This window comes from Pseudomonas pudica, assembly GCF_015680405.1.
Taxonomy (GTDB): domain Bacteria; phylum Pseudomonadota; class Gammaproteobacteria; order Pseudomonadales; family Pseudomonadaceae; genus Aquipseudomonas; species Aquipseudomonas pudica.
The window spans coordinates 1-15750 of the sequence record NZ_JADLJS010000031.1 but is presented as its reverse complement, the minus strand read 5'-3'; the positions used below and the strand labels follow the sequence as shown (position 1 = coordinate 15750).

Here is a 15750-nt window from a genome sequence, read left to right as displayed (position 1 = left end):
CGCATATATTGAGGTCTGCCTTAAGGAAGCTAATGAATGAAGATTAAGCCCAGGATCCTTTCGGAGCGAGCTCTGTGTTGGAGCCATGATCTGCCTGGTGTCAGCTCGGATGAAGTCCCGCGTTTGAGCTTCGAAGATATAGATCCGCCACCAAACTACTGTGATGATGTGTTCCTGGAGCTTCCCCGTTCTACTGTTAGTTTGCGTGGTGTCACAGTGCTGATAGGGGGACCAATCTTGGTTTTTTCTGTGGGTGCATTAATCTACATGCACTGGAGGTTTTTTGGTATCTACTGGTCGAATAATTGGGGTACTGACATCCTCGCATCGTTAGCGATTTTGATTGGCATGTGGGCTACTGCGACATATGTAAAAATGGACCTGTTGCTCCCACGGGACGAACCAATCCGCTTCAATCGCCTGCGGCGCAAGATTTATCTCTATCAGTTCAGATTTCACTACATCTACCTGTTCAGCCGCAAACACTGGGGCGTCAAACCTGTCGCCTACAACTGGGACGACGTGACCGCCGAAGTCTACCGAGTCTACGCCCCCGGCCACGGCGGCCTGATCGAAAACGTCATGCTGTCGATACGCAACCCGGAAACCAACGAAGTCATCGACCGCGTGTTCTTCACCCACAACCTCTACCAAGGCGAAGCCTACTGGGCTATCGCCCGGCTATTCATGCAGCAAGGCCCCGACGCCCTGCCGAAGTTCGTGCACCCACCCCGTGACTGGAACGATGACGATGGCCTGAGCCACATGCATTGCCTGGCGCCCAAGGTTCATTGGCCGGAGGATATTGACCGTGAGTCCCGTACAGCCCCATCTGAATAAGAGGGCCGATGCCCCCAAGCGTAGTAAGTATAGGCTGCCATAGGTTGCGGCAGCCTCACTGTTCCCGCAAAGCACCTGCACAGCCAGGCCCTACGGCAGGCTGCTACACGCTCTGCCTGGATGCCAAGTGTGTACATTGAGATTTATGTCAGGGAGATTAACGAGTGAAGCGTGATGGTAAAGTTCTGTGGGAGCGCGCTTTAGGCTGGAGCCATGACCTTCCCAAGGTGGATGAAGTGCCAAAGTGGCGGGAAGTGTGGGCGAGTGTCAAACCGTCGCCAAACTATTTCGATGATGTTTATCTCGAGTTGCCACGGAGCAGCACCATTCTTCGAGGCGTTATATTCCTGATCGGTGTTGCGGGGCTGCTTTTTCTTTTTGGAATGGCGCTTTACTTGTACTGGGATTTATTATATGACGACTGGTGGCACGACTGGCTGATGAATCTATCATTGGTAACTACCGCCTCAGCAATACTGTGGGCCTTGATTCCTTACATCAAGCTTGATCTGGTTGCCCCTAGGGACGAGCCAATTCGCTTCAATCGACTCCGCCAAAAGATATACATTTATGAGTTTCGATATGACCGCATATTCATCTTCAGCCGCAAACGATGGGGCGTCAAACCGGTCGCCTACAACTGGGACGACGTAACCGCCGAAGTCTACCGAGTCTACGTCCCTGGCCACGGGGGCCTGATCGAGAACGTCATGCTGTCGATCCGCAACCCGGAAACCAACGAAGTCATCGACCGCGTATTCTTCACTCACGACCTCTACCAAGGCGAAGCCTACTGGGCCATCGCTCGGCTATTCATGCAGCAAGGCCCTGAAGCCCTGCCGAAGTTCGTGCACCCACCCCGTGACTGGAACGACGACGATGGCCTGAGCCACATGCATTGCCTGGCACCCAAGGTTGATTGGCCGGAGAATATTGACCGTGAGTCCCGTACTGCCCCATCTGAATGAGAGGGCCGATTCCCCCCGGGCCTAGAAGGTATAGGCTGCGGCAGCCTCACTGTTCCCGCAAGGCCCCTGCACAGCCGGGCCCTACGGCAAGCTGCTACACGCTCTGCCTAGATGCCAAGTGAGTACGTTGAGAATTGTGTCAGGGAGGTTAACGAGTGAAGCGTGATGGTAAAGTTCTGTGGGAGCGCGCTTTAGGCTGGAGTCATGACCTTCCCAAGGTAGATGAAGTGCCAAAGTGGCGGGAAGTGTGGGCAAGTGTCAAACCGTCGCCCAACTACTTCGATGATGTTTATCTCGAGTTACCTCGGAGTAGCATTATCCTCCGAGGTGTCATATTTTTAGTTGGGATTCCGGGGTTGATTTTTATTCTGGGATTGACGCTTTGCCTCTACTGGAGTCTTTTGCATGACGGTTGGCAGCGCGATTGGCTAATAAACATATCAATAATTTTTCCTCCGGCAATACTATGGGCTTTGATTCCCTATGTCAGACTTGATCTGGTTACGCCTAGAGACGAGCCAATTCGCTTCAACCGACTTCGCCAGAAAATATATATTTATGAGTTTCGATATGACCGCATCTTCATCTTCAGCCGCAAACGCTGGGGCGTCAAACCGGTCGCCTACAACTGGGACGACGTAACCGCCGAAGTCTACCGAGTCTACGCCCCTGGCCACGGGGGCCTGATCGAGAACGTCATGCTGTCGATCCGCAACCCGGAAACCAACGAAGTCATCGACCGCGTATTCTTCACTCACGACCTCTACCAAGGCGAGGCCTACTGGGCCATCGCCCGGCTATACATGCAGCAAGGCCCCGAAGCCCTGCCGAAGTTCGTGCACCCACCCCGTGACTGGAACGACGACGATGGCCTGAGCCACATGCATTGCCTGGCACCAAAGGTTCATTGGCCGGAGGACATTGACCGTGAATCCCGTACTGCCCCCCCTGAATGAGGGGGCCGATGAACCCCAGGCCTAGAAATATAGGCCGCCCTGGGTTGCGGCAGCCTCACTCTTCCCGCATGGCCACTGCCCAGTCAGGCCCTACGGCAGGTTGTTCCCCGCTCTGCTTGCACCCATCACTGTTTCCACGGAACTGAATGCATGAAAGGAAAGAGAAAGATGCTACCTACCCGAGGGGTGGGCTGGAAGTATGATCTTCCTCCGCATGATATTGCACCCGCGCAGCGCGAGGTGTGTTTGGCATCCAATTTAAAAATAAATCGGGCTGGACGTATATTTATCGAGTTCCCTCGGTCCTCGGTCAGCGTGCGGGGGATTTCTTTTTTCGGCGGCTTGATTATTCTAATTTACACAATGGTGTTTATCGTGCCAGACATCTTCACTTCCCTCCTCGACGACTGGCAATCGGGAATTGAAATTACGACCATAGGCCTCATGATTGTAACTCTTTCAACCTGGGCCTTTTTTCCATTGTTTCGTATGGACCTACGACTTCCTCGCGATGAACCCATACGTTTCAATAGAGCACGCCAAAAAGTCTATTTTTATGAATACAGGTTTGATCGCTTATACCCCTTCGGCAGCAAGGGCTGGGGAGTAAACCCTGTGGCCTATGACTGGGCTGACCTCACTGCCGAGGTCTACAGGGTATACGCCCCGATGGGTTACGGCGGCCTCATTGAAAATGTGATGATATCGGTTCGCAAAGCAGGCACCGAGGAAGTCATCGAGCGCCTGTTCCTGTGTGACGACATAGAGCAAGGCAAGCAGTATTGGGCACTGGCACGTTTGTACATGCAAAGTGGCTATGACGCTCTTCCTGACTCTATAAGCGCTTTGCAGGATCAGAAGGTTGGCAATGGTCTGAACCCGATGCGATACCTCGCCCCCAAGGTGCGATGGCCAGCGGAAATCGACCTTGAGTCTCGCAGTGCCCCGACAACGGGAAGTCTTCTAAACCGCTAGCGCGGGATGTTGAAGGCTCGGCAAGCACCTTGGCTGCAAATCAGAAAAGGCGTTGGATTGTTATTGGCTTGTACGTTGCTCATGCACCACCCCGAAAGCAACTGACACCCCAGGCGGTGATCTTGAAAGGCAAATGATAGTGAGCCTGTGCATCCCCAATGCCGAAGCGGTAAACCAGTTCGTCGAGGAACGGTATCTCGGGTAACCCCACACCGATCTGGCGGTAGAACTGCGCCACCTGCAAACGCACTTCGTACACGCCGACGGGAAACCGCCCGCTCAGCGCCGCCAGTTCCGGCCACTGCCCACGCGCGTCGATGCAGCCTTCGGCGATCGGTGCCGCGCCGGGCGCCCCGATGCTGAGGCACAAGCCTTCGGCAGCTCGCCCGCTGGCAATGTCGACCACATGCACGGACACCCCGCCGCTCATGCCCAGAACCCCCGGTGGGCCTGCGCCGCCTCATCCTCCAATACCGGCCCGTGCACCTGCACGACACGCTGCCCGCGGGCGAACACCTCGCGGCACGGCAAGGCGAAGGTAGGGTTTTCCGGGTGGGCACCGGTCAGTCCAAGCAGGGCATGTTCCGACAGCGCGTACACCACCCGGCCGATGCCGGTCCAGTAGACCGCGCCAGCACACATGCAGCAAGGCTCGGCACTGGTGTACAACGTGCAGGAGGCCAGTTGCTCAGGCGTCAGCAGCCTGGCTGCACGGGCTGCGGCGACCAGTTCGGCATGCTGGGTCGGGTCGCCCTGCGGGGGCATGGAGTTGTTGCCGGCACTGGCGACGACCCGGCCCTGGGCATCGGCGACAATGGCAGCGAACGGATGCCGGCCTTCCTCGCGGGCTTGCTCGGACAGACGAATCGACTGGCGCAGCAGGTCCAGGTCGAGTGCGGACAGGCCGGTGTCCTGGGGGTTTGAAAAGGTCACGAACGGTCCTCCCTGAGGGATGATGGAACGCGCGCCAGCTGGCGCGCGTGAAGAAGGTTCAGTTGGCCAGGCCGCTATCGGCGGCGTTCCGGGTGCTGGTATCAGGCGCGCGGTTGAGCAACAGGTTGAGCAGGATGGCGCTGACGGCGGCGAGAAAGATCCCGCTCTCGAGTACCAGTTTCAGCGGGCCGCTGACATGCCCGAACAGCGCCGGCATCGACATCGGCAGCACGCCGATGCTGACCGATACCGCCACCACCAAGCCGTTGCGGGTGCCCTCGAAACGCACCCGGGCAAGCTCCTGGATACCGGCCACGGTGGTCATGCCGAACATTACGATGGCGCAGCCGCCCAGGACCGGCGTCGGCACACTGGCAATCAGCGCCCCCAGCTTGGGGAACAGCCCCATCAGCACCATGATCGCGCCGGCGGCGGCGACCACGTAGCGGCTCTTGACCCCGGACAGCGCAATCAGCCCGGTGTTCTGCGTGAACGCGTTGTAGGGAAAGCTGTTGAACATGCCGCCTAGCATGGTCGACAGGCCATCGGCGCGGAACGCATTGCCAAGGGTACGCTGGTCAGTGGGCCGGCCCGTCAGCTTGCCGATGGCCAGGCAATTGCCGGTGGTCTCGGCCATGATCACCAGCATCGCCAACAGCATGATCAGTACCGGGGTGAACGAGAACTGCGGCACGCCGAACGCCATCGGCGCGCTGAGCTCGAACCATGCCGCAGCCGAGACCTGGCTGAAATCCGTCATGCCGCAGGCCGCGGCCACCAGGCTGCCGGCAATCAGCCCCAGCAGCACGCTGAGGTTGCCGATGAACCCACGAAAACGGGCATGGATCACCAGCGTGATCGCTACCGTCGCCACACCGAGCAGCAGGTTGGCCGGCTTGCCGAAGTCCGCAGCGCCAGGCTGCCCTCCGCCAAGCCAGATGGCTGCGGCCGGCATCAGCGAAATGCCGATGACCGTGATCAGGCTGCCGATCACCACTGGCGGAAAGAACCGCAGCAACCGGCTGAACAGCGGTGCAATGGCAATCGTCAGCGCACCGGCGGCAATGACCGCGCCGAACACATGCGCCAGGCCGAACGCCTTGCCGATCATGATCATCGGCGCCAAAGCAATGAACGAACAGCCCTGGATCAGCGGCAGGCGCGCGCCGAAGCGCCACAGGCCGAGGGTTTGGAGCAAAGTGGCAATGCCCGAGGTCAGCAAGTTGGCATTGATCAGCGTGACCACCTGGGCCTGGCTCAGGCCCAGGGCACTGCCCAGAATCAACGGCACCGCGACGGCGCCGGCGTACATCACCAGAACATGCTGCAGACCGAAGGTGAACAGCTCCCGCGGGGGCAGGACCTGGTCCACGGGATGGATCTTGGATTGGCTCATGTCGTGACTCTCCTCAAATGCGGCTCTTTTTATTGTTGAAGGCGCCCGGAGTGACATGCAGCGCAGGAAAGCCTGGGCAGCTGACACCGATGTCGAGGTGAAGAATCCTGTGAAATCACCGATGGAGCAAATGATTAACCATCGTTACTATCGATGGATCGAGCGGTAGAAAGGATCGGACAATGCGCTTTTCCCTTGAGCAACTGCAGGTTTTCGTCGGCGCCGTTCAGGCCGGCTCGTTCTCTGCCGCAGCGCGGCGGCTGGGGCGCACCCAGTCGACGGTCAGTGCAGCGATCAGCAACCTGGAAACCGACCTGGGCGTGCAGCTGTTCGACCGCTCCAGCCGCATCCCCAAGCTGACTGCCGCCGGCCACAAGCTGTTGCTGCGGGCCGAGGGCATCCTCGAGCGCTGCTACGCGCTGGAGGGGAGCGCAGACAGCCTGGCCGGCCAGGTAGAAGCCACCCTGACCCTGGCGATCGAAGTACCGTATGGGCCGCTTATCCCACCATTCAAAGGCTTCGACCAGGCGTTTCCCTTTGTCGACCTGCTGATCCGCCACCCGGTGCACGGTGATGTCAGTGAAATGATCCTGGCTGGCGAGGCCGACCTGGGGGTAACCTTCGCCCAGCCCGACTACCCGCCGGAGCTGGCCTTCCAGCAACTAGGCAAGCTGATCATGACCCATGTGTGCAACCCCGGGTTCGCCCTGGCGCGCCAGTGCCCGGTGAGTTTCGCCGACCTCAACGCCCATCGACGGCTGGCTTTCGCCGCCCATGCCGACAAACTGCCCAGCAGCGAATACCTGCGTGCCGGGCAGCTATGGCAGGCGGAGAGTTACCTGGCGCTGGTAGAAATGGTCCGTGCCGGGCTTGGCTGGGCGACCCTGCCGCGCCAGCTGGTGCAGTGCGAGCTGGAAAGCGGCCAACTGGTTGAGTTGCAGCTGGAGGCGTACCCCCACACCGACTGGCTGGTGGGTGTAGACCTGCTGTGGCACCGCAAGCGCCAGCCCGGCCCGGCGGCGCGCTACCTGCGGGAGAGCCTGCAGCGCAGCAAGGTGTTCGAGGTTGACCGGCTGGGGTGCTCGACCACCTTGTAAGCCAGGTCGATACCGGCGCCTGCTGGACGGTGCCTCTTGCTGGCTGCGCGCAGCCCTACAGAACAGGATGGTTCGGTGCCCTGCCCTCGAGTACCGCTGCCAGCTCGGCCGCCGCAGTACGCGCCATCAATGCACGCGCCTCGACGGTGGCCGAGCCGATGTGCGGCAGCGCCACCACCTGGGGCAACGCCAGCAACGGCGAGGCGGCCGGCAGCGGCTCTTGCTCGAACACGTCCAACCCGGCCGCGCCGAGCTGCCCCTCGACCAGCGCCTGCACCAGCGCGGCCTCATCGACCACAGCACCACGGGCGATATTGACGAACACTGCATCGGCCCGCATGGCTGCGAACTGCTCGCGGCCGAACAAGTGATGCGTGGCCGGACTCAGCGGCACGCAGACGCAGACGAAGTGCGCCTCGCCCAACAATTGTTGCAGCGGCACCCGCCTTGCGGCGAACTGCGCTTCATACTCGGGCTTGTCACTATTGCCGCTGTACAGCACCTGCATGCCAAAACCGAAATGCCCGCGCCTGGCCACCGCCGCACCGATGCGGCCAAGCCCGACGATACCCAAGGTCTTGCCGTGCACATCGCGGCCGAAGCGCGTGGCGTCGATAGCGTGCGTCCATTCGCCATCACGCACCATCTGCGCCAGCTCGCCAGCGCGTCGGGCAGCCATCATCAGCAACATGAACCCGGTATCGGCGGTGGCTTCGGTCACCGCATCCGGGGTGTTGGTCAAGCGGATACCGCGCTTGCGCAAGTACGCCAGGTCATAGTTGTCAAAACCCGCAGACACGCTGGCAATGGCCTTTAATGCCGGCGCCCGGTCAAGCAGCTCCGCACCCAGCGGCAAGGTACTGCCGATCAGCCCGTCGGCAGTGGCCAGCGCCGCAAGAAAGCGTTCGCGGTCGGCCAGCGGCTGGTCGAAACGCTGAAAGTGGTAACGCCGGCCCAGGTCGGCCAGCACCTCGGCGCTGGAAATGGGGCCGAAGGAAACGACACGTTGCATGGAACCTCCTCAGTCGATGCGCGTTTCAGGTTGAGCCGCGTACAGCCGGCGCGGTACGCCCCAGATGATCAATATCACTGCCAGCAGGCTGACTGCAGTGAGCAACCACAGTGCCGGGGTCGGCGACCCGCTGACGTCGCGTACCCTGCCGACCAGATACGGGCCGACAATGCCGCCGAGCTGGCCGATGGAGTTGATCAGCGCAATACCCGCCGCCGCCGCCAGGCCGGCCAGGTACTTCGGCGGCAGGGTCCAGAAGATCGGCATCCAGGCGATGATCCCGGTCATGATCAGGCTCATGCCGAGCATCAGCAGCCACAGCTGGCCGCTGAAACCGGCGCACAGCGCATAGCCTGCGGTGGTCATGGCGGCACAGCTCGCCATGTGCCAGCGACGCTCGCCGCGCAGGTCGGAGCTGCGGCCAATCAGCAGGTTGCCCACCACCGCCACCAGGTACGGGATCATGGTCAGCAAGCCGATGTCCATGGCATCGGCCACGCCAGCGTTGCGAATCAACTGTGGCATCCAGAACAGCAGCCCGGTCAGCGCCATCACCAGGCACAGGTAGATCGCCGACAACGCCACCGAGGCCGGCTCGCGCAGGATGGCGCGAACCGAGCTGCCCCCTTCGGGCCTGGGCTCGGCATCGAGACGCTCGCGCAGGTAGCGCTTTTCTTCGGCGTCGAGCCAGCGGGCATCCTCGATGCGGTCACTGACCAGCCACAGCACCAGCAGGCCCAGCAGTACCGACGGCAGCCCCTCGAGCAGGAACAGCCACTGCCAGCCGGCCAGCCCGTTGACCCCGTCGAAATGGCTGAGGATGAACCCCGCCAACGGGCCTCCGACGATGCCGCACAGGCAGATCGAACTCTTGAAATAGGCATTGATGCGCGCACGGCGGTCGCTGGGGTACCACTGGGTGAAGAAGTACAACACCCCAGGCACGAAACCGGCTTCCATCACGCCGATGAGGAAACGCAGCACGTAGAACCAGGTTTCGCTGGTGACGAACATCATCGCCGCCGAGGCCAGGCCCCAGCTGATCATGATGCGGGCGATCCAGATGCGCGCGCCGATGCGGTGCAGCAACACATTGCTCGGCACCTCGAACAGGAAGTAGCCGACGAAGAACAGGCTCGCGCCCAGGCCGTAGACTGCGTCGCTGAAACCCAGCGCACTCTGCATCTGCAGCTTGGCGAAACTGATGTTGACGCGGTCCAGGTAGGCGAACAGGAAACACACGATGAACAGCGGCACGATGCGCCAGTTGATCTTGCGGAACAGGTGGTTATCCAGCGACTCCCGCGCGATCAGGTCGGCGGGTAAGGAACGACTGGGCATGGCTGCAACCTCTTGTTGTTGTTCTTGGGGTATAGGTCGAATGCCCGCCCTGGCCTTGGCCGGGCGGGGGGCAGCGATTCAACGTCGGAACTCAAGGCGTCAGGCCAGCGCCTCGCGGCTGTGCTGGCCGTCGACCAGGCGTTGCAGGCCCAGCGGGTTGGCGTTTTTCAGGGCATCGGGCAATAGCGCGTCCGGGTAGTCCTGGTAGCACACCGGGCGCAGGAAGCGGTCGATGGCCAAGGTGCCGACCGAGGTCCCACGGGCATCGGACGTGGCCGGGTACGGCCCGCCATGCACCATGGCATCGCACACTTCAACGCCGGTCGGGTAACCATTGACCAGCAGGCGCCCGGCCTTGCGCTGCAGCACCGGCACCAGCGCGGCGAAGCGCTGGAAGTCCTCCGGCTCGGCAATCAGGGTTGCAGTCAGTTGCCCATGCAGGGCTTGCACGGCGCGGCGCAGTTCGGCTTCGTCGGCTACTGCGACGGCCACCGTGGCAGGCCCGAAGACCTCTTCCTGAAGCAGTGCGTCACCGTTCAGCAGCAAGCTCACATCGGCCTGGAACAGCTGTGCCTGGGCCTGGTCACCCGCCTGCTCGGCACCGGCCAGATGGCGCACGCCCGGGTGCTGGAGCAGGCGTTGCACACCTTGGCTATAACTGCGCAAGGTGCCGGCATTGAGCATGGTCTGCCCGGCCTGGTCGGCCAGATGCGCGCCAAGGGCCGTGAGGAAGGTGCTGAACGCTTCGCCGGCAATACCGATGACCAGCCCCGGGTTGGTGCAGAACTGCCCGCAGCCCAGCACCACCGAACCGGCCAGCTCCCTGGCCACCTGCTCGCCCCTGGCCTGCAAGGCCGCTGGCAAGACCAGCACCGGGTTGATGCTGCTCATTTCGGCGAACACCGGAATCGGCTGCGGGCGCGCCGCAGCCAGCTCGCACAGCGCGCGGCCGCCCTTGAGCGAACCGGTGAAGCCCACGGCCTGGATCGCCGGGTGGCGCACCAGCGCTTCGCCGACACCGGCGCCGTAGATCATGTTGAACACGCCCGCGGGCATGCCGGTGGCCACGACCGCCCGCTCGATGGCCTCGGCCACCCGTTCGGCAGTGGCCATGTGGCCGCTGTGCGCCTTGACCACGACCGGGCAGCCGGCGGCCAGCGCTGCGGCGGTATCCCCCCCTGCGGTGGAGAAGGCCAGCGGGAAGTTGCTGGCACCGAACACCGCTACCGGGCCGACGCCGGTACGGTACTGGCGCAGGTCGGGGCGCGGCAGCGGCTGGCGCTGTGGTTGGGCACGGTCGATGCGAGCCCCCAGATAGTCGCCACGGCGAAGCACCGTGGCGAACAGGCGCATCTGGTTGCTGGTACGCGCCCGCTCGCCCTGGATGCGCCCGGCCGGCAATGCGGTTTCGCGGCACACGGTGGCGACAAAGGTGTCGTCCAGCGCATCCAGCTGGTCGGCAATGGCATCGAGGAACTGCGCACGGCGCTGCGGCGCCAAGGCGTTGTATTCGGCGAAGGCCGCTTCGGCAGCCTGCGCGGCGGCATCCACCTCTTCCGGGGTGGCCTGGGCAAAGGCCTGCGGCAAGGCTTCGCCGGTACGCGCATCGAGGCTTTGCAGGCGCACGCTGCCGGCGGCGCTGCGCTGGCCGCCAATGAAGTTGCTTCCGGTCATGGTTGACTCCTGTAATGAGAAAGAAGGTTCAGATGCTCGTGTCAGGCAGTTAGCGGAAAGGGGGCTGCTGCGCAGCCCATCGCAGGCAAGCCAGCTCCCACAGGGACCGCGCAGTTCTGGCAGCTTGCGCCGTATTTGTGGGAGCGGGCGAGCCCGCGAAGGGCCGCAAAGCGGCCCCGATTCATCAACCGGCTGGCAGCGAGCTCAAAGGCTTTTCACCACCCCGGGGCGAACCTGCCCGGGCGCTGCTGCAATGCCATTGCGCAGCGGCTGGCCGAAGGCGTCGAGGCTGACTTCGAAGGTGTCGCCCGGCCGCGCCTGGATGCCGTCGGCGAACGACAGCGTGGCGGTGCCGAAGTAATGCACGTGGATATCGCCAGGGCGCAGGAACTGGGTGTACTTGAAGTGGTGGAACTCGAGGTTCTCGAAGCTGTGGCACATGTTCTGCTCGCCCGACAGGAAAGGCTTGCGCCACAGCTCCTGGCCGTTGCGCAAAATACGGCTGGTGCCTTCCAGGTGGGCCGGCAGCGCACCCAGGCGCAGCTCTGGGCCGAAGCTGCAGGCGCGCAGCTTGGAATGGGCCAGGTACAGGTAGTTGCGCCGCTCCATCACATGGTCGGAAAACTCGTTGCCCAATGCGTAGCCAAGGCGGTAGGGCGTGCCGTCGGCACCGATCAGGTACAGCCCGACCAGCTCCGGCTCCTCGCCGGCATCCTCGGCGAACGCCGGCAGCGGCAGGTCGGCGCCAGGGCGCACGACGATGCCACCATCGCCCTTGTAGAACCACTCCGGCTGGGCGCCCTCCTCGCCTGCCGGCGGCCGACCGCCCTCGAGGCCCCACTGGAACATGCGCATGCTGTCGGTCACCGCGCCTTCGGCCTGCTGCTGATGCATCTTGTCGCGGGTAGCGGCGCTGCCCAGGTGGGTCAGCCCGGTGCCGGTGACCAGGCAGTGCGCCGGGTCCGGGTGGTCCAGTGGTGGCAACACGCGGCCTTCGGCCAGCAGGGCCAGGTAGTCGTGGCGCTCGCCCAGGCCGGCAGCCTGCACTTCAGCGGCCAGGTCACGGCCGGCGGCAATGGCTTGCAGGGCCAGCTGGCGGGTGCTGCCAGCGCCCTGCACCTGCAGGGCGTAATCGCCTTCCACCACGCCCACGCAGCGCTCGCCGGTGGCGGTTTCAAATTGGATCAATCGCATGTTTGTGCTCGCTTCTCGGTTGCGAAAATTAGCGGGAGGCTTCGGCTGCCCGCGTGGAAGCCAGGCGCTGGCGGCGCTCCAGGCGGTTGTAGACAACCCCGGTGAGCAACAGCCCGAACAGCATCACCACGGCCAGGAAATACAGCCCCGACGAAAGCTGCCCGGTGTGCTCCTTGAGCGCGCCGATACCGAACGGGCCCAGGTAGCCGCCGAGGTTGCCGATCGAGTTGATCAAGGCGATGCCGGCTGCGGCGCTGGCCCCGGAGAAGAACCGGCCCGGCAAGGTCCAGAAAATGGCGGTGCAGGAGAACAACGCGAACGCCACCAGGCACAGTGCCGCCAGCTGCATGGCCGGCACGCTCAGCCAGGCGCTGAGGAACAGGCCGATTGCCCCCAGGGCGTAAAGCAGGCCGAGGTGGCCATAGCGGTCGTTCAGGCGGTCGGAGCTACGCGGCACGATCAGCAGGCCGATGATGCCGAACAGGTAAGGCACGGCCGAAACGAAACCGGTGACCAGGTCACTGCCGCCGAACTGATGGATCAGCGTGGGTAGCCAAAGGCCAAGGCCGTAGATGCTCAGGGTCACCGGCAGGTAGAACAGCGCCAGCAACAGCACCCGGCTGTCCTTCAGGGCATGCAACGGATTGCCATGGCGGGTCTGGCCGAACTCGCGCAGGTCGTTGGCCAGTTGTTCCTGCAGCCAGCTGCGTTGCTCGTCACTGAGCCAGCGCACCTTGGCCGGGCTATCCGGCAACAGGCGCAGGGTCGGCCAGGCCAGCAACACCGCCGGGGTACCAATGCAGATGAACAGCCATTGCCAGCCATGCAGGCCGTAGATGCCATCGAGCCCCAGCAGCGCGCCCGAGAGCGGCCCGGTGATCAACATTGCCAGCGGCTGGGAGAGGATGAAGAAGCCGAGGATCTTGCCGCGATGGCGTACCGGGTACCACTGGGTGATGTAGTACAGCACGCCCGGGAAGAAGCCCGCCTCGGCCGCCCCCAGCAGAAAGCGCATCACGTAGAAACCGTTGGGCCCGGTGACGAAGGCCATGCCGACGGTGATCGCGCCCCAGGTGACCAGGATGCGGGCGAACCAGCGGCGGGCGCCAACGCGGTCGAGCAACAGGTTGCTCGGCACCTCGAACAGGAAGTAACCAATGAAGAAGAGCCCGGCACCAAGGCCGTAGGCAGCGTCACCCAGGCCGATGTCGGCGCCCATGTGCAGCTTGGCGAAGCCCACCGCGGAACGGTCGACATAGGCCACCAGGTAAAGCAGTACCAGAAAAGGGATGAGTTTCAGTGTGATCAGGCGGACGAGCCGCTGCTCCTGAATCATGGCGATGTCTCCAATTGTTCTTGTAATGGGTACAGCACCGGCCGGGGACTTTTTGGCAGACCTCTGACCTGGGTAAACGATCTTATAGTATTACTATTTAAATCAACAAGCCTTCACAGAGACCATTTTTCTCAGTACATTCGACACCACAACGACAAATAGTAATACTAATTAGGTACCCCCATGTCTGATCACAAACGCCCTCTGCGCTCCGCCCAATGGTTCGGCACCGCTGACAAGAACGGTTTCATGTACCGCAGCTGGATGAAGAACCAGGGCATTCCGGACCACGAATTCCAGGGCAAGCCGATCATCGGCATCTGCAACACCTGGTCGGAGCTGACCCCGTGCAACGCGCACTTCCGCAAGATTGCCGAACACGTCAAGAAGGGTGTGCTGGAGGCTGGCGGCTTCCCGGTGGAGTTCCCGGTGTTTTCCAGCGGCGAGTCCAACCTGCGCCCCACCGCCATGCTCACCCGCAACCTGGCGAGCATGGATGTAGAGGAAGCGATCCGTGGCAACCCGGTGGACGCCGTGGTGCTGCTGACCGGCTGTGACAAGACCACCCCGGCGCTGCTGATGGGCGCGGCGAGCTGTGACGTGCCGGCGATCGTGGTTACCGGCGGGCCGATGCTGAACGGCAAGCACAAAGGCAAGGACATTGGCGCCGGCACCATCGTCTGGCAGATGCACGAGGCCTACAAGGCTGGCCAGATCGACCTCAACGAGTTCCTCTCGGCCGAGGCCGGCATGTCGCGCTCGGCAGGTACCTGCAACACCATGGGCACCGCCTCGACCATGGCCTGCATGGCCGAAGCGCTGGGCACCTCGCTGCCGCACAACGCCGCCATTCCGGCGGTGGATGCACGCCGCTACGTGCTGGCCCACCTGTCGGGCATGCGCATTGTCGACATGGTGCGCGAAGACCTGCGCCTGTCGAAAATCCTCACCCGCGAGGCCTTCGAGAACGCCATCCGCGTCAACGCCGCCATCGGTGGCTCGACCAACGCGGTGATTCACCTCAAGGCCATTGCCGGGCGCATCGGCGTGGACCTGCAGCTGGAAGACTGGACCCGCATCGGCCGCGGTACGCCAACCTTGGTCGACCTGCAGCCCTCGGGCCGTTTCCTGATGGAAGAGTTCTACTATGCCGGCGGCCTGCCTGCGGTCATCCGCCGCCTGGGCGAACACGGCCTGCTGCCCAACCCTGCCGCGCTGACTGCCAACGGCAAGAGCCTGTGGGACAACTGCCAGGCCGCACCGCTGTATGACGAAGAGGTGATCCGCCCGATCGACAAGCCGCTGGTGGCCGATGGCGGCATCTGCATCCTGCGCGGCAACCTGGCGCCCAAGGGTGCTGTGCTCAAGCCGTCAGCTGCCACCCCGGCGCTGATGCAACATCGTGGCCGCGCCGTGGTGTTCGAGAACTTCGACGACTACAAGGCACGCATCAACGACCCCGAGCTGGAGGTGGACGCCAGTTCCGTGCTGGTGATGAAGCACTGCGGGCCCAAGGGTTACCCGGGCATGGCCGAGGTCGGCAACATGGGCCTGCCGGCCAAGCTGCTGGCCCAGGGCGTGACCGACATGGTGCGCATTTCCGATGCTCGCATGAGCGGCACCGCCTACGGCACCGTAGTGCTGCACGTGGCGCCGGAAGCGGCAGCCGGCGGGCCATTGGCTGCTGTGCGCGAAGGTGACTGGATCGAACTGGATTGCAAGGAGGGCCGCCTGCACCTGGACATTTCCGACCAGGAACTGGCCGGCCGCCTGGCCGACCTGCAAGCCCCGCAGCAGCTGATCAGCGGTGGTTACGCCAGGCTGTACCTGGACCACGTCATGCAGGCCGACGAAGGTTGCGACTTCGACTTCCTGGTCGGTTGCCGAGGGGCGGCGGTGCCAAAGCACTCGCACTAAGGCCTGAAGCCTGTCGGTTAGCGTCATCGGGGCTGCTGCGCAGCCCATCGCCGGGGCGCCGGCCGCCCCCCCCGCGCCCGAGTCGGGGGGGGGGGGGCGCCGGACCCGGGG

At 62.8% G+C, this 15750-nt stretch carries 14 protein-coding genes; 6 read left to right on the top strand and 8 right to left on the bottom strand.

Annotation, left to right across the window (positions count from 1 at the left end; all coding sequences use genetic code 11):
- Window positions 1-36 precede the first annotated feature (36 nt).
- From IRZ77_RS27200 to IRZ77_RS19250, 4 genes are all read left to right on the top strand, one after another.
- Window positions 37-840 carry a DUF6708 domain-containing protein gene (locus IRZ77_RS27200; RefSeq protein ID WP_230385897.1) on the top strand — a complete coding sequence of 268 codons (804 nt, stop codon included), beginning with the start codon at window positions 37-39 and terminating at the stop codon, window positions 838-840.
- Window positions 841-1004: 164 nt separating this feature from the next.
- Window positions 1005-1808 carry a DUF6708 domain-containing protein gene (locus tag IRZ77_RS27195; RefSeq protein ID WP_328316355.1) on the top strand — a complete coding sequence of 268 codons (804 nt, stop codon included), beginning with the start codon at window positions 1005-1007 and terminating at the stop codon, window positions 1806-1808.
- A gap of 155 nt (window positions 1809-1963) precedes the next feature.
- Window positions 1964-2764: a DUF6708 domain-containing protein gene (locus IRZ77_RS27190; RefSeq protein ID WP_322493039.1), complete on the top strand. Its 801-nt coding sequence runs from the start codon at window positions 1964-1966 to the stop codon at window positions 2762-2764.
- Window positions 2765-2914: 150 nt separating this feature from the next.
- Complete coding sequence (locus tag IRZ77_RS19250) at window positions 2915-3739, top strand: DUF6708 domain-containing protein (RefSeq protein ID WP_230386609.1); 825 nt, start codon at window positions 2915-2917, stop codon at window positions 3737-3739.
- Between the two features lie 79 nt (window positions 3740-3818).
- On the opposite strand, the gene IRZ77_RS19245 is transcribed toward IRZ77_RS19250, so the two are convergent.
- From IRZ77_RS19245 to IRZ77_RS19235, 3 genes are read right to left on the bottom strand one after another with little or no spacing between them, the layout of a single operon-like run.
- On the bottom strand, window positions 3819-4157 hold the full coding sequence (locus IRZ77_RS19245) for a hydroxyisourate hydrolase (RefSeq protein ID WP_178081774.1): 339 nt from the start codon (window positions 4155-4157) through the stop codon (window positions 3819-3821).
- An 8-nt stretch (window positions 4158-4165) separates the two neighbouring features.
- The gene (locus IRZ77_RS19240) at window positions 4166-4672 is read right to left on the bottom strand and encodes a deaminase (protein ID WP_196174154.1); all 507 of its coding nucleotides are present in this window, start codon (window positions 4670-4672) and stop codon (window positions 4166-4168) included.
- Between the two features lie 58 nt (window positions 4673-4730).
- Complete coding sequence (locus IRZ77_RS19235) at window positions 4731-6068, bottom strand: nucleobase:cation symporter-2 family protein (RefSeq protein ID WP_196174153.1); 1338 nt, start codon at window positions 6066-6068, stop codon at window positions 4731-4733.
- 182 nt (window positions 6069-6250) lie between these two features.
- On the opposite strand from IRZ77_RS19235, the gene IRZ77_RS19230 reads away from it, so the two are divergent.
- On the top strand, window positions 6251-7165 hold the full coding sequence (locus IRZ77_RS19230; protein ID WP_196174150.1) for a LysR family transcriptional regulator: 915 nt from the start codon (window positions 6251-6253) through the stop codon (window positions 7163-7165).
- A 55-nt stretch (window positions 7166-7220) separates the two neighbouring features.
- Here the strand turns inward: IRZ77_RS19230 and IRZ77_RS19225 are convergent, their stop codons facing one another.
- The 5 genes from IRZ77_RS19225 to IRZ77_RS19205 form a co-directional block, all read right to left on the bottom strand.
- On the bottom strand, window positions 7221-8177 hold the full coding sequence (locus IRZ77_RS19225) for a 2-hydroxyacid dehydrogenase (RefSeq protein ID WP_046614050.1): 957 nt from the start codon (window positions 8175-8177) through the stop codon (window positions 7221-7223).
- Between the two features lie 9 nt (window positions 8178-8186).
- The gene (locus IRZ77_RS19220) at window positions 8187-9518 is read right to left on the bottom strand and encodes an MFS transporter (protein ID WP_196174149.1); all 1332 of its coding nucleotides are present in this window, start codon (window positions 9516-9518) and stop codon (window positions 8187-8189) included.
- A 99-nt stretch (window positions 9519-9617) separates the two neighbouring features.
- The gene (locus tag IRZ77_RS19215; RefSeq protein ID WP_046614052.1) at window positions 9618-11192 is read right to left on the bottom strand and encodes an aldehyde dehydrogenase (NADP(+)); all 1575 of its coding nucleotides are present in this window, start codon (window positions 11190-11192) and stop codon (window positions 9618-9620) included.
- Window positions 11193-11396: 204 nt separating this feature from the next.
- Window positions 11397-12386 carry an AraD1 family protein gene (araD1, locus tag IRZ77_RS19210; RefSeq protein WP_196174147.1) on the bottom strand — a complete coding sequence of 330 codons (990 nt, stop codon included), beginning with the start codon at window positions 12384-12386 and terminating at the stop codon, window positions 11397-11399.
- 28 nt (window positions 12387-12414) lie between these two features.
- Entirely contained in the window at window positions 12415-13722 is a 1308-nt protein-coding gene (locus IRZ77_RS19205; protein ID WP_196174145.1) for an MFS transporter, read from the bottom strand.
- 183 nt (window positions 13723-13905) lie between these two features.
- On the opposite strand from IRZ77_RS19205, the gene IRZ77_RS19200 reads away from it, so the two are divergent.
- The gene (locus tag IRZ77_RS19200) at window positions 13906-15639 is read left to right on the top strand and encodes an IlvD/Edd family dehydratase (protein WP_196174143.1); all 1734 of its coding nucleotides are present in this window, start codon (window positions 13906-13908) and stop codon (window positions 15637-15639) included.
- The last annotated feature ends 111 nt before the right edge of the window (window positions 15640-15750 follow it).

Coding starts and splice junctions, on each gene's coding strand:
- IRZ77_RS27200 (WP_230385897.1), top strand. CDS start 37: ATGAAGATTAAGCCCAGGATCCTTTCGGAGCGAGCTCTGTGTTGGAGC.
- IRZ77_RS19215 (WP_046614052.1), bottom strand. CDS start 11,192: ATGACCGGAAGCAACTTCATTGGCGGCCAGCGCAGCGCCGCCGGCAGC.
- IRZ77_RS19235 (WP_196174153.1), bottom strand. CDS start 6,068: ATGAGCCAATCCAAGATCCATCCCGTGGACCAGGTCCTGCCCCCGCGG.
- IRZ77_RS19200 (WP_196174143.1), top strand. CDS start 13,906: ATGTCTGATCACAAACGCCCTCTGCGCTCCGCCCAATGGTTCGGCACC.
- IRZ77_RS19250 (WP_230386609.1), top strand. CDS start 2,915: ATGAAAGGAAAGAGAAAGATGCTACCTACCCGAGGGGTGGGCTGGAAG.
- IRZ77_RS19220 (WP_196174149.1), bottom strand. CDS start 9,518: ATGCCCAGTCGTTCCTTACCCGCCGACCTGATCGCGCGGGAGTCGCTG.
- IRZ77_RS19205 (WP_196174145.1), bottom strand. CDS start 13,722: ATGATTCAGGAGCAGCGGCTCGTCCGCCTGATCACACTGAAACTCATC.
- araD1 (WP_196174147.1), bottom strand. CDS start 12,386: ATGCGATTGATCCAATTTGAAACCGCCACCGGCGAGCGCTGCGTGGGC.
- IRZ77_RS19225 (WP_046614050.1), bottom strand. CDS start 8,177: ATGCAACGTGTCGTTTCCTTCGGCCCCATTTCCAGCGCCGAGGTGCTG.
- IRZ77_RS19230 (WP_196174150.1), top strand. CDS start 6,251: ATGCGCTTTTCCCTTGAGCAACTGCAGGTTTTCGTCGGCGCCGTTCAG.